Origin of the sequence: Williamsoniiplasma lucivorax ATCC 49196, from assembly GCF_000518285.1 — a bacterium.
Classification (GTDB): domain Bacteria; phylum Bacillota_I; class Bacilli_A; order Mycoplasmatales; family Mycoplasmataceae; genus Williamsoniiplasma; species Williamsoniiplasma lucivorax.
Genome location: NZ_JADH01000018.1, coordinates 1 through 13758, shown reverse-complemented (window position 1 = coordinate 13758; position 13758 = coordinate 1). Strand labels below are relative to the sequence as shown.

General features: G+C 31.5%; 11 protein-coding genes and 1 pseudogene. 11 read left to right on the top strand and 1 reads right to left on the bottom strand.

The features are described 5' to 3' along the window. The first annotated feature begins 123 nt into the window (after positions 1 to 123). From P695_RS05650 to P695_RS05645, 11 genes are all read left to right on the top strand, one after another. Positions 124 to 1083: an IS30 family transposase gene (locus tag P695_RS05650; RefSeq protein WP_051437394.1), complete on the top strand. Its 960-nt coding sequence runs from the start codon at positions 124 to 126 to the stop codon at positions 1081 to 1083. A 101-nt stretch (positions 1084 to 1184) separates the two neighbouring features. Continuing rightward, on the top strand, positions 1185 to 2189 hold the full coding sequence (plsX, locus tag P695_RS0104455) for a phosphate acyltransferase PlsX (RefSeq protein WP_028127038.1): 1005 nt from the start codon (positions 1185 to 1187) through the stop codon (positions 2187 to 2189). A gap of 1 nt (position 2190) precedes the next feature. After that, positions 2191 to 2880: a ribonuclease III gene (rnc, locus tag P695_RS0104450; RefSeq protein WP_028127037.1), complete on the top strand. Its 690-nt coding sequence runs from the start codon at positions 2191 to 2193 to the stop codon at positions 2878 to 2880. A 98-nt stretch (positions 2881 to 2978) separates the two neighbouring features. Next, positions 2979 to 5951, top strand: a complete 2973-nt coding sequence (locus P695_RS0104445; protein ID WP_028127036.1) for an AAA family ATPase — start codon at positions 2979 to 2981, stop codon at positions 5949 to 5951. A gap of 99 nt (positions 5952 to 6050) precedes the next feature. Beyond that, positions 6051 to 7235, top strand: a complete 1185-nt coding sequence (gene ptsS, locus P695_RS0104440) for a phosphate ABC transporter substrate-binding protein (RefSeq protein ID WP_028127035.1) — start codon at positions 6051 to 6053, stop codon at positions 7233 to 7235. Next, a complete protein-coding gene (gene pstA, locus P695_RS0104435; RefSeq protein WP_035026556.1) occupies positions 7228 to 9345 on the top strand; it encodes a phosphate ABC transporter permease PstA in 2118 nt (705 codons plus the stop codon). Before ptsS ends, pstA begins: the two co-directional genes overlap by 8 nt. Beyond that, positions 9345 to 10211 carry a phosphate ABC transporter ATP-binding protein PstB gene (pstB, locus tag P695_RS0104430; protein ID WP_084331619.1) on the top strand — a complete coding sequence of 289 codons (867 nt, stop codon included), beginning with the start codon at positions 9345 to 9347 and terminating at the stop codon, positions 10209 to 10211. Before pstA ends, pstB begins: the two co-directional genes overlap by 1 nt. 11 nt (positions 10212 to 10222) lie before the next feature. Further along, positions 10223 to 10924: a PhoU domain-containing protein gene (locus P695_RS0104425; protein WP_028127032.1), complete on the top strand. Its 702-nt coding sequence runs from the start codon at positions 10223 to 10225 to the stop codon at positions 10922 to 10924. A gap of 64 nt (positions 10925 to 10988) precedes the next feature. After that, on the top strand, positions 10989 to 12338 hold the full coding sequence (gene ftsY, locus P695_RS0104420; protein ID WP_028127031.1) for a signal recognition particle-docking protein FtsY: 1350 nt from the start codon (positions 10989 to 10991) through the stop codon (positions 12336 to 12338). Then, positions 12322 to 12648, top strand: a complete 327-nt coding sequence (gene ylxM / locus P695_RS0104415; RefSeq protein ID WP_028127030.1) for a YlxM family DNA-binding protein — start codon at positions 12322 to 12324, stop codon at positions 12646 to 12648. Before ftsY ends, ylxM begins: the two co-directional genes overlap by 17 nt. 1 nt (position 12649) lies before the next feature. Continuing rightward, on the top strand, positions 12650 to 13459 hold the full coding sequence (locus P695_RS05645) for a TIGR00282 family metallophosphoesterase (protein ID WP_051437393.1): 810 nt from the start codon (positions 12650 to 12652) through the stop codon (positions 13457 to 13459). On the opposite strand, the pseudogene P695_RS06195 reads toward P695_RS05645, so the two are convergent. Next, positions 13456 to 13758: pseudogene (locus P695_RS06195) on the bottom strand (ISNCY family transposase); the annotation flags it as partial. The gene P695_RS05645 and the pseudogene P695_RS06195 sit on opposite strands and share 4 nt — an antisense overlap.

The following is a 13758-nucleotide window of genomic DNA, read 5'->3' as shown; positions in this document are numbered from 1 at the left end:
TATGAATTAAAAATGGAAGTGCAACACTTGTGAGACAATGTTCTCATAGGGTGCACTTCTTTTTATGCAAATAAAAAGTGAATAACCCTTCAAACTGATTAAAGCAAGCAAGGGATTATTCACATGAAAAATTATAAACAATTATCGTTCAAAGAACGTACTATTATTGAATATTTACACAAATTAAATAAATCAATAACATATATAGCCAAAGAATTGGGGAGAAACAAATCTACAATTTCTAGAGAGTTAAAAAAGAATTTAGCCACACCATTATATATTGCTAATGACGCACAATTTACAACTGGTGTGAATATGCAAAAATTACACCTTGCGAAAATGGATAAATTCCCAGATTTTTTGAATTTTTTATATGCAAATTTTGAACCCAAATTTAATGGAATTGATGTTTGTGTTTTCAAAGCTAAACAATTGGGAATCAAAACTCCAACAACTCAAACTGTCTACAATTGAATTCATTCTAAAGCGATAAAAATTGAACCCAAACACTTACTAAGACCAAGATATTGATTCAAAAAAACCAATAAATATAAGCGTTATTTATATGAATTGTCAAAAATGGAAGTCATTCCAATTACATACAGACCAAAACACATTAATGATCGAAGTGAGTTTGGACATTACGAAATAGATTTAGTGGTAGGAGCTGGAAAAAGCAAATCCATCTTAACATTAGTCGAAAGAATGACCAGAATGGCTTTTGCAATTAAATTAGAAAATAAAACCATGAAATATACTAACGAAAAACTAAGAGAACTAATTAAAAAAGAATCAATTAAAATCAAAAGTATCACCAAAGATAATGGGCTGGAATTCAATTTATTACACGAAGTAACTAAGGAAATTAATGCTTCTCTTTACGCTTGCAACACGTATGCCTCTTGTGAAAAAGGAAGTAACGAAAACTTTAATGGATTATTACGTAGAGCACTTCCGAAAAAAACCAGTTTTGAGAAACTGGAAAATGATAATATTAATAGTATCTTAGATCAAATAAACAAAATGCCCCGTAAATTATTGAACTACAATTCAGCTCAACAACTATACGAAGCATTTTGTTAGAAGTGTTGCACTTCCAATTTTAATTTATAAAACTGCAGTTTTATTATTTTTTTTATTTAGCAATAAAGATATATAATATTTTTAAATGAATGGAGAAAAATATGTACAAAATAGCTTTTGATGTGATGGGTTCTGACTTGGGACCTAAAATTGCAGTTGAATCTGCCTTGGAATTTTTAAAAAATAAAAAAGATTTAATGATTGTTTTTGTCGGGGACAAAACTCAAATTGAAAGTGTGCTGAAAGAAGAAAAAAATGTTGATCCTAGTCAATATGAAATTTTTTCAACAACTGAAGTAATTGATATGCATGGTTCAATTTTTGATGTCAAAAGAAAAAAAGATGCATCATTAGTGCGAGCCTTGGAGTTAGTCAAAGATAAGCAAGTTCACGGAATGTTAACTGGGGGTAATTCAGGTGCCTTTTTAGCTGGTTCACACTTTATTTTAGGTGAATTACCAGGCATTACAAGACCTGGATTTATGCCAACATTTCCAACTGCTGTTGAAGGTAAGGTCACTTTATTTTTAGATGCCGGAGCGAACAATGATAATAGTGCTGAAGACTTATATAATTATGCTAAATTAGCGACAACTTATTCTAAGGCTGTGCTTGGTGTCAAAAGTCCAGAAGTTGGTTTATTAAATGTCGGAACTGAAGAAGGTAAAGGTAAAGATCTACAAAAAGATGCTTGAAAATTATTAACAGCTGATAAGAGTTTAAATTACAAAGGTTATATTGAATCTCGTGAAATGTTAACTGGAGTGGTTGATATTATGGTAACTGATGGATTTTCTGGAAACATTGCTTTAAAAGCAATGGAAGGAACTTCTAAATTACTCTTAACAACAATTAAAGCAACTGTTATGAAAAGTTTTGTAGCTAAAATGGGGGCACTATTAATGAGAGGTGTGTTCAAAGAAGTTAAAAGAAAATTTGATTATAAAGATCACGCTGGAGCTATTTTAATTGGGGCTAATGGAATTGTTTTTAAATCTCATGGTTCAAATGATATTCAAGGTTTTGTTTCAACATTAAGAATGACTTATGATGCTGTTAAAAATGATGTGCTAGTCAAAATGAAAAAAGAAATGGGAATTCAATAAGATGACATTAGATGAATTTTTACTGCAATATGACATCAAAATTAACAATCGTCGTCTCTTTGATGAAGCACTGACACATAACTCTTATTCCAATGAAAAACATTTAAAATATACATACCAAAGATTAGAATTTTTGGGCGACTCATTGTTGCAAATGTATGTGAGTTTATATTATTTTCACAATTTTCCTAAACTTAAAGAAGGAGTTTTAACCAAATCACGTTCCAATGTTGTCCGCGAAGAATCTTTAGCACTAGTGGCAAGAAAGATTAAACTTGGTAATTACATCCGTTTAGGACAAGGTGAATATGATTCAAAAGGATATGATAAAGATTCGATTTTATCGGATGTTTTTGAGTCATTCACTGCTGCAATTTATTTAGATCAAGGTGAAGAAGTCACTTTAAATTGATTACGCAAAACACTCTTCAAATTTATGAATAGTGAAGAATTTTTAGAAAAAACTAAAGACTACAAATCAGAACTACAAGAATTATTGCAAGCAAGCAAAAGAACCGACTTAACATACATTGTTGATAGTGAAAATCACAATGAAGCTGAGTCAAAAATTGAATATACAATTTCAGTTTATTTAGAAAATCAAAAATTAGGTACTGGTGTTGGTTTTTCCAAACAACAAGCTGAACAAAAAGCAGCTAAAGATTCACTTTCAAAATTGAAATTAAGATAAACAAAATGTGGGATTCGATAAGTTCTATTTTTTTGTTATTTTGTGGTATTTTGATATAATTTAAAGGCAATATAGTTTTTTATGTTAGAGGAGAGAAAATGGCATTTTTAAAACAAATCCGTGCACATGGATTTAAATCATTTGCTGATCCAACGGTTTTGGATTTTAGCCATGATATGATTGGGGTAGTTGGACCAAATGGTTCAGGTAAATCCAATATTACTGACGCAATTCGTTGGGCGTTAGGTGAGCAATCAGCGAAATCATTACGTGGTGGAAGCTTGGATGATGTTGTTTTTTCAGGAAGCAGTGACCGACCTGCATTAGATGTAGCGCAAGTTACATTAGTTTTTGATAACTCAAATCGTGTTTTTTCAACAATTGATGCCGATGTTGTTGAAGTCACCAGAAAATTTAATAAGAAAACCCGTGAAAGTGATTTTTATATCAATGATGAACGTGTGAAAATGCGTGACATTCAAGATGCTGCTTTAGAAACAGGATTAACTAAATCAAGTATTGCGATTATTTCTCAAGGAACAATTTCGACTTTTGCTGAAGCAAAACCCGAAGCTCGAAGAGAAATTTTTGATGAAGCTGCCGGAGTTGCTAAATATAAAAAACGCAAACGTGAAACCACAGCCAAGTTAATCAAAACCATGGAAAATTTAAACCGTTTAGAAGATATCTTGACTGAAATTGCCAGAAGATTACCAAACTTAGAAAAACAATCTCGTAAAGCATTGACTTACAAAGAAAAAATTGAAGAATTACAAAAATATGAAGTCGCCATTCTTTCTCGTGATGTGAAGTTTTTTAAAACTAAAATTGAGCAGTTAAGAGTTCAAAGAGATGATTTAACTGAAAAAGTTAAAGGATTATCTAATGAAATTAACTTTTCAGAACAAGAATTTTCAGATATGGTGAATGAAACTAGTACATCTGAAAAAAGCATGGTTGAATTAAACACTAAATTCAATGACTTGGTGCAACGTATTTCTGATTTAAAAGTCAAAAAAAATGATGCTGAAAATCGTGAAAACAACCAAAATAAAAATGCTCATGCTGATGAAATTAAAGCTAAACAAATTAAAAAAGAATTTGATGAAAAAAGCATTAATTTACAAAGTGAAAAAGAAAAACAGGCTCAATGAAATAATCGTTTGACTGAAATTAGAGAAAAATATGATTATTTATCAAATAAATTTGAGCAATTATATGCTGAAATTGAAACCATTCGTCGTAATGCGATGAGATTAACCGTTGAAAAACAAAGTTTAGAAAAACAACAAAGTTCTAATACTTTTGGTGGTCCATATGCCGGAAGTAAGGCCGTGGTTAGTCATGCTAATGTCATTGGGGGAGTTATCGGAACTTTAATGAGTTTGGTGCAAGTTCAAGAAAAATACCAATTAGCAATTAGTGTGGTAGCTGTCGGAACAATGAATTCAGTTGTGATGAAAACAACTGATGATGTTAAACGTGCTATTGAATTCTTGCAAAAGAATCAAGCAGGAAAAGCAACATTTTTACCATTAAATGCTTTAAATCCTTCTGTCATCCAAGGACCACAAAGAATAGCTATTTCACAACAACCAGGCTTTGTTGGTTTTGGTAACGATTTAGTCAATATTCAAGAGGAATACCGAAAAGCCTTAGATTATGCACTAGGAACAATTATTGTTGTCAATAACTATGATTCAGCTGTGGCTTTGGCTAAAACTATTAATTATAAATTCAATATTGTGACTATGGATGGAGACAGAATTTTACCTCATGGAGCGATCATGGGGGGGAACAATAAAAACCAAAATATTTTTACCCAAAGCCAACGTTCAGAACACAATTTAGAAGACAATGCCAAATTAATTCAAAGATATGAGCAATCTGAATTAGAAAAAAATCAAGAAATTAACGAAATTAAAAATGAACGTGATAAAGCTCGTGATGACATCAACACTTTAGAGTCAAATATGCGTGTTTCAGTTGATAATTTTAACCAACTAAATAACCAATTAAGAGGTTTAAGTGAAGATTACCGGATCATTACTGGTAAATCATTAAATCCCAATGATAAAGCTCATGGTGGAGAATTAGAATCAATTAAATTTGCAAAAGAAATTGCTAAACTTGAACTTGAAAGAGATAACATTCAAATTGAAATCAACACTTTATCGACAAGCAAGAATAAATATGCTGATCGTCAAAAAGAATTAAATCAACAAAATAGTGTGAAACGTAAAGAGTTGAATGAATTAAAAGATGAATTAGCAGCTGTGACAGCTGAATTAAATGTCATTCATGTGCGCAACACGGAAGCATTACGTCGTTTGGCTGAAAACTACGGCATGACAGCTGAAGCTGCCATGGCGATGGAAGAGGTTAAGTTTGACAATGAAGCCGAAGTTCGTGAACATATTCTGCAATTAACAGCTGATTTACGTGATTTAGGTAATGTTAATATGGAATCAATTGCTGAATATGAGGCTGAAAAAGAACGCCATGATTATTATTTAGCCCAAACTAAAGAAATTCGTGAAGCTGTCGAAAAATTAGAATCAATTATTCATGATATTGATATTGCCATGGAAACTCAATTCAAAAAAGTGGTTGATGATGTCAATGAAGCACTTCCAGAAGCTTTCAGAAGATTGTTTGGAGGAGGAACAGCCAGATTAATTTATACTGAACCAGACAATATTTTAGAAACAGGAATTGATATTCAAGTTAACCCACCAGGGAAGAAAATTTCTAATTTAAACTTGCTTTCGGGAGGAGAAAAATCACTGGTTGCCTTATCAGTTTTATTCTCAATCTTAAAAGCACGCCCATTGCCATTAGTTATTTTAGATGAGGCAGAAGCACCATTAGATCCAGCAAACGTGGAACGTTTTGCTAAATACATTAAACACTTTACTGGTGAAACACAATTTATTATTGTGACTCACCGTGAAGGAACTATGGAAAATGTGGACGTCCTATTTGGGGTCACTATGGAAACCAAGGGAATTACAAAAATAGTTAAAATAAAACTAATTGATGCTAAAAAATTAGTCGAAGAGGAAATATAAAAAATTAACCTACAGCGATGTAGGTTAATTAATTAATGATATTTTTGTTATAATTTATATGATTTATAACAAATCAAAACAGGAGAACGATTCAAGCACATGACGAAAAAAATACGCCTGATTCTTATTGCGATGATTGCGCTAATGCTCGGACTTTGAGTATGAACATTAGCTATGAGTAGAGATTATTTAACGATTGGTGGTTCAGCAAGTGTTGATCTAATTTTGCAACGCGCTACCGGAAAATATAAAAAAGCCAAAGAACAAACATTAATCTTTTCTTCAACTGGTAGTCAAGCTGGAATGAATGATATGTTAAAAGATGTTTATGACATTGGTTTTTTATCACGTAAATTAAAAGATGGACCAGAGCAACCTGAACAAGATTTTGATAATGATAATACATATTGAACGAGTGAGAAATTTGATCCGCAAATGTCGAGTGAAAAATATTTAACCAAAGTTAAAAGTTCAAAACACTCATACCATAAATTAACATTTGCCATAGATGCAATTGTCTTAGTTTATTACCCACCTGCTAGTTTTGATAAAGATTTCCAAGACAAATTTGTGGTGGAAATTGAACCACAAGCAAAAACTAAAGCCCAAATTGACCAACAACCAAAAATGGACATATCAAAAAATTTAACCCCACAAGAGGTGATTCAACCAATTTTTGCTGCCTTAAAAACTGATACAAGATGAACCTGAAGACAATTAGCACAAGCAATTGCTAATAAACATCCAGAAGATACAAAATTACAAAGCAAAGTTAGCCAAGTTAGCCAAGCTCCAATTGAAAGTTATACAATGGATCCGGGTTCAGGAACTCGTAGTTCATTTGAAACTGCAATGGGTATTAAAATCGGTAAAGCTAATAATGTCTATTCAAATAATGGTTCAATTTTTTATCAAATTGATAAATCAGTTGGTTCAATTGGATATATGTCTCAAAGTTATGCTCAACATTTAAAAGAAAGTGGTTTCAGTCATTTAAAAAGTGTCACAATCGCTACAGCTGGAAAAAATGAGATGTTTAATCCTAACACAACCGACTCTTCACCAGATGTGAATACTGATTTAGCTAAATACCCACTAACACGTCCATTTAATGCTGTTTTTAAAGGGAATAAAGATGAAAAAAAATTGAAAAAAATTGTTGATTTCTTATTCTGACTAGCAACTGATCCTAGTTTAGTAGCAGCCTTTAAAGAAGAAGGATTAGACCGTCCTTTAGCTCAACAAACAGCAGAACTATTTAAAGAGGAGGTTAGTCATGTTTAAATTCAAAAATAAAAATAGTGATTTTCAAACACTTCCTTCTATTAGAAATATGCCAAGAGTTAAAACATCTAATTCTGAACGTGGTGTCAAAGCATTTGTTTATTTATTAACTATCATTGTGATTTTTGCACTCTTAATTTTGATTACTTTTGTCATTTTTAAATCAACTAACATTTTTCAAGAATCAGGGTTTTTAAACTTCATTTTTAATACTAATTGAGATCCAAGTGCCAAAACTCCGTCATATGGTATCGGGATGATTATCGTTATGACCTTAGTTTTATTAACACTAACCATGGCATTTGCCGTACCGATTACACTTTTTTCAACTTTATTTATTTCTGAATATTTAAGTCGCAGAATGCAAAAAACAGTAATGACTATTGTTAAATTGCTAGCTGGAGTACCATCAATTGTCTTTGGGTTATTTGCTCGTGAACAAATTGGGTGATTATGTAGGATGTTAGGAGCACCAAGTAATGACAATTTAATGGTTGCTGTTTTAACAATGACTTTTATGGCTATTCCAACAATGATTTCCTTGAGTTATAATGCTTTGCAATCAGTACCAGATACTTATCGCTTTGCTGCTTTATCACTTGGGGTGAACAAAGAATTAACCACATTTGGCATTATTCGTAAAAGTGCAAGCACTAAAATTATTTCTGCTGTGATTATGGGAATGAGTAAAGTTATTGGGGAAACAATGGCAATTATGATGATTGCTGGAAATTCTGTTGGTGGGTTTGATACTCAACATGGACTAAGTGGATTTTTATTCTCTTCAATTCGCACACTAGCTGGAACAATCGGTATTGAAATTTTAGAAGCTTCTAATGATACTCATCAATCCGCATTATATGCGATTGGACTAGTGCTCTTCTTCTTAGTGTTTATTATTAATATCTCAATTCTAATGCTTTCTAATTTTGATACTTTTAAAATTAATCGTAAAATTAAACATGAAGAAAAATTAGCAGCCGCTAACAAAGTGAAACCTTTAAGTATTTCTAAACGTTATGATGATTATCAACTAACTAGTTTTGTCAAATTTTATTCTTCAAATAAAATTTTTAAAAATATTTATTCATCATTAATGCTTTTATTCATGTGAACATCAACTGTCATTATTATTGCTTTTACGTTCTGAATTATTGGAGCTGTCACTGTTCGTGGTTTAAGTGGATTGCAATATGGTAATTCTTTTGTGACCATTAATGATCAAGGTGGTATTATTGCTGCTTTATTAACAACAATTTTATTAATTGCAGCCACTTTACTTTTTGCAATCCCATTAGGATTAGCAACAGCCATTTATCTTGCTGAATATTCAAGAAAATCAAGCATGCTAACTAAATCATTTAGATTTATTATTAATTTATTTGCCTCAACTCCATCAATTATTTTTGGGATTTTTGGATTATCGATTTTCATTGTGCTTTTAAAACTCCCATTTTCTGTTTTAGCAGCAGCGCTCACGATGACGATTGTGGTTTTACCAATGTTAATTTCTAACTTTGAAGATGCTTTAACTTCTGTTCCTAAAGAACAAAGAGAAGCAGCTGCTGCTCTTGGGTTAAGCCGTACGAAAATTTTATTTAAAGTCACTTTACCAAACTCAATGGAAGGATTGATTACTGCGGTGATTTTGTCGATGGCCAAAATCATTGGAGAATCAGCCCCAATTTATCTAACACTGGGAACTGCAATTCGCATGCCAACAGAAGGTTTCTTATCAACTGGAGCGACCCTAACTACAGGAATTTATATGTTAGCAGCTGGGGGTGGAGTTGGTTCTGCGCAATCGATTGCTTATCTAATGTCATTAACAACGATTGTTTTAGTTTTAACTTTAAACTTTGCCTCATCCAAAATGTCATCGATAATTACCCAATCAGTACATTCGATTCATTTCCAAGGGATTAGAAATCTGATTAAATGATGCAAGGCATTTTCATTTAAAAATGTCTGACATAACTTGATCGCATCAATGAAACACCGTATCAAATTTGTGCAATTTAAATTTTCAAAACAAAACATTAAACACAAACACCATGCTTGAAGAACAAGAAAAGCACACATCAAAAAAATTAAAAAAGGAGAAGACTAATGGCAACAATTAAAGAATTAGATGAAACAAAAGTCGAACTGACCAAATCGTTAGACACAATTAAAAATGATTCAGAAAAAAAGAAACGCTTACCAATTAGTAAGAGAGAAGATATTATCGAAATCAAAGATTTTAATTTCTATTATAATAAAGGTAAGGTTCACGCTTTAAAAAACATTAATATGAAAATTAAAGAAAATACCATTACAACTTTTATTGGTCCTTCTGGATGTGGTAAATCGACTTTGATTAGGTCAATTAATCGGATGAATGATTTGATTGAGGGTGCACTTTATGAAGGTGAAATCAACGTTTTTGGGGAAAACATTTTTGCTCCAGGAACTGATGTTACCCAACTAAGAACTGAAGTTGGGATGGTTTTCCAAAAACCAACCCCCTTCCCAATTTCAATTTATGAAAATGTTGCTTATGGACCAAAAACACAAGGGATTAAAGACAAAAATGTTTTAAACCAAATTGTGGAAGATTCTTTAAAAAAAGCAGCTTTATGAAAAGAAGTGGAAGATAAATTAAATTCTCCAGCGCTTGGTTTGAGTGGGGGTCAACAACAACGTTTATCAATTGCAAGAGCGATTGCGATGAAACCAAAAATTATCTTATTAGATGAACCAACATCAGCTCTTGATCCAATTGCAACGATTAAAGTTGAAGAATTAATTGTTGAATTAAAAAAAGAATATTCAATTGTGATGGTGACACACTCATTAGATCAAGCAACAAGAATTAGTGAAATGACTGCCTTTTTCAATGATGGTGAATTAGTTGAATATGATCGCACAAAAAAATTATTCACTAATCCAAAAAATCAATTAACAGAGGATTATATTTCAGGAAGATTTTCATAGGAGGTTAAATTATGTCAATCAACAAAATTTTAGATAAAGACATTGAACAAATTAAGAGATTAATTTATGAAATGATTTATGAAACTAAATTGCAGTATGCATCAACTTTTGAAGTGGTGCAAACTGATGATTTAGAATTGGCTCAAAAAACGATTGCCAATGACCAAAAAATTAATGATATGCTTAATGCATTTACCCACATTGCATTATGAAAAATCGTTAAACAACGCATGGTTGCACGTGATTTAAGAAGAACTATTGGTTCGATTTCCATTGCTCGTGAAATTGAAATTATTGCCGACTATGCCAAAAATATTTGTAAATATTTTGTTAAATACACACCATCAAAAGAAGATATTGAAGCGATTACTGTGATGTTTACAATGGTAATTAAAATGTTAGATTTGGTTTCTTCTTTGGCTGATAGTTTTGGTGCTGACCAAAAAAATGCTGTTTTAGAAATGGAAAAAGAACTAAAAAGTAAATTTGATGAATTTAATTTAGGACTATTTTATAAAATTAGAAATGCCAAAACTGATGAGCAAGCTTTAGTTTACTTTGAACAAATTCGTGAGCTAAAAAACTTACAAAGAGCTGCTGATCACTTAATCAATATTCAAGAAATTTTAACTTTTATTCGAACTGGAAGTTTCGAAGAATTACAGAATGCAGCTAAAGTTTCAGAAGAAGACGAAGACAAAGAAGACCTTTAGGTCTTATTTTATTTTGCTTTTTTAGAGTAAAATAAATAATAGAAAAACAAGAGGTGTTTTAAAAATGGGATTTTGATCAAATTGAAAAGCTAAAAAAGAAGCTAAAAAAGAAGATGTAGAACAACAGATTAATCAATTTCAAGAAGAAGTTGATTTAATTGAAAAATGTCATGACAAAATGGCTGGGCGTATTCAACAAGATAATTTAACAGCAGATTCAGCTTCTGCGATTGAAGAATATGAAGAAAAACACCTTGCTCACTTAATTGATAACCCAACAGAATCTGTTGAAGCTGCCAATCATGAAGTGGCGTATTATAATAATGCACCTGCTTCAACTTTTGAAATGGGTGGTTTATTAAGCAAAGTTGTTCATAATACTGAGAAAGCCAAACCAACGCGTGCTGATTTAAGAAAAAAACAAAAAGAACTGAAATTAAAACAAAAAGAACTTCGTAAAAAAGAAAAAGCAGAAAAAGCACTTTTAAAATCTTCTTTAACTTTTTCTAAAGATATTAAAAAACTATCAAAAAAATATAAAGAAGCTGATAGTGACTTTTTCATGGATTTAGAAGAAATCTTGATTAAAACTGATATGGGAATGCAAATGGTGATGACCATTTCTAATAACATTCAAAAGAAAGTTAAAAAAAGTGATTCTTTTGATAATGTTAAAGAACTATTAGTTGAAGAATTATATCACCTTTATGATGTGAAACATAAAGGTGATACTAAACTGAATTATGTTGATGGTAAATTAAATATTTTTATGATTGTTGGGGTCAATGGTACTGGGAAAACCACATCACTTGCTAAATTATCTAATTATTATGCTGAATTAGACAAAAAAGTGATGATTGTTGCTGGAGATACTTTTAGAGCTGGTGCTGTTGAACAATTAGAAGAATGGGTGACTACTCGTTTAGATGAAAATATTATTTTAATCAAAGGTAAACCACATCAAGACCCTTCATCAGTTATTTTTGATGCTATTCAAAAAGCTAAAGCTGAAAAATTTGATTTAGTTTTAATTGATACTGCCGGAAGAATTCATAACAAAGTGAATCTGATGAAAGAATTAGAAAAAATGCACAACACAATCAAAAAATTTGATAAACATGCTCCACAAGAAGTATTGTTAGTGATTGATGCAACAACTGGGCAAAATGGTGTCATTCAAGCTGAAGAATTTAGTACAGTAACAAAAGTTAGTGGAATCATTTTAACTAAAATGGATGGTACTAGTAAAGGTGGGATTGCTTTGGCTATTAAAGACCAGTTAGGTATTCCTGTGAAAATGATTGGCATTGGTGAACAAGTTGATGATCTTGTGGAATTTAATGTTGAAGATTATATTTATGGTTTAGTTGCTGGTTTTATGGATGCGAGTCATGAGGATCAAGTTAGTGAATAATCTTGAAAAAACTTTAGAAATTTCAGAACTCTTTATCACTTACAAAAACCTATTAACCACTAAACAAGTGCAATATTTAGAATTATATATTGATGAAGATTGATCGCTGCAAGAAATTGCTGATGAATTTAGTGTTTCTAAAGCGGCAGTTTATGATTCGATTAAAAAAACCATTGCTATTCTCACTAATTTTGAAACGCAATTAAAAGTTAATCAGAAAGAAAAACATATTGCTCATGTGATTGCGACACATGAGCACAGCCAAATTGATGAAGTGCAACAACTTATTCAGCAACTAAAAGGAGATTAAGATGAAAGTATTAATGATTGGTGATGTTTATGGAGCATCAGGAAGAGAGTCGTTGAAACAAAATTTACCAAAAATTGTTTCCAAAGAAAATATTGATTTTGTGGTGGTAAATGGTGAAAACGTCACTCATGGAATTTCGATTACGCAAAAACACTTTAATGAACTGAAAGGGATTGGGGTGGATGTGATTACTAGTGGTAATCATATTTTTGAAAACGATGAAGTCGTGAATTATATTAAAACAACTCCAGATTTATTACGTCCATTAAATATGAATTCCTTTAATCCCGGTGCTGGTTTTGTGATTAAAAATTTTCAAAAGAAAAAAATTGCTGTGGTTAATTTATTAGGCACTGCTTTTATGCCTGACAAGGTGAATAGTCCTTATGAAACAATGGATAAATTCTTAGCTGAAAATCAAAACAAATTTGATATTTTATTAGTTGATTTTCATGCTGAAGCAACTGCTGAAAAATTAGCCTTTGCTTGAAATTATGATGGCATGATCACCGCTTTTGTTGGCACACACACCCATGTCCAAACTGCAGATGAACGTATTTTGCCCAAAGGAACAGCTTACATCACAGATTTAGGAATGACAGGACCACGTGATTCAATTATTGGGGTTAATCCTGAAGAAGTGATTTTTAAAGAAAAAACTGGTCGTCCAACAAGATTTAAACCTTCCACCAATAAAGCTGGTTTTGGTGCTTTATTAGTGGAAATTGATGACAAAACTAATAAAGCAATTAATATCAAAAGAATTTTGTGTAGTTTACAAGCGAAAATGTCAGTAAAATCAAAAAATTAGAGGAATCTTTTTAATTTTGAATGTTTATTGAAAAAAATGAAGTTTGAAGCATGTCAAGGGCTTGGCATTTTTGGGACTTTTGTGTTTTCAAAAACATCTTGTGGCAATGTTTTCTTGTTGTGGTAAAGTAATTCATCATTAGTTAATCTTAAAAAATAAATGCGATTATTGTGCGAACAGTATAGCTGACCACTAACTGTTTCCATGACCATAATTTTAGTTTTGGCCATAATATATAAAGGTTCGAATTTTTCACAAATGAAATACTTATTCCCGTTGTAAAGAATTGTATGATCTTG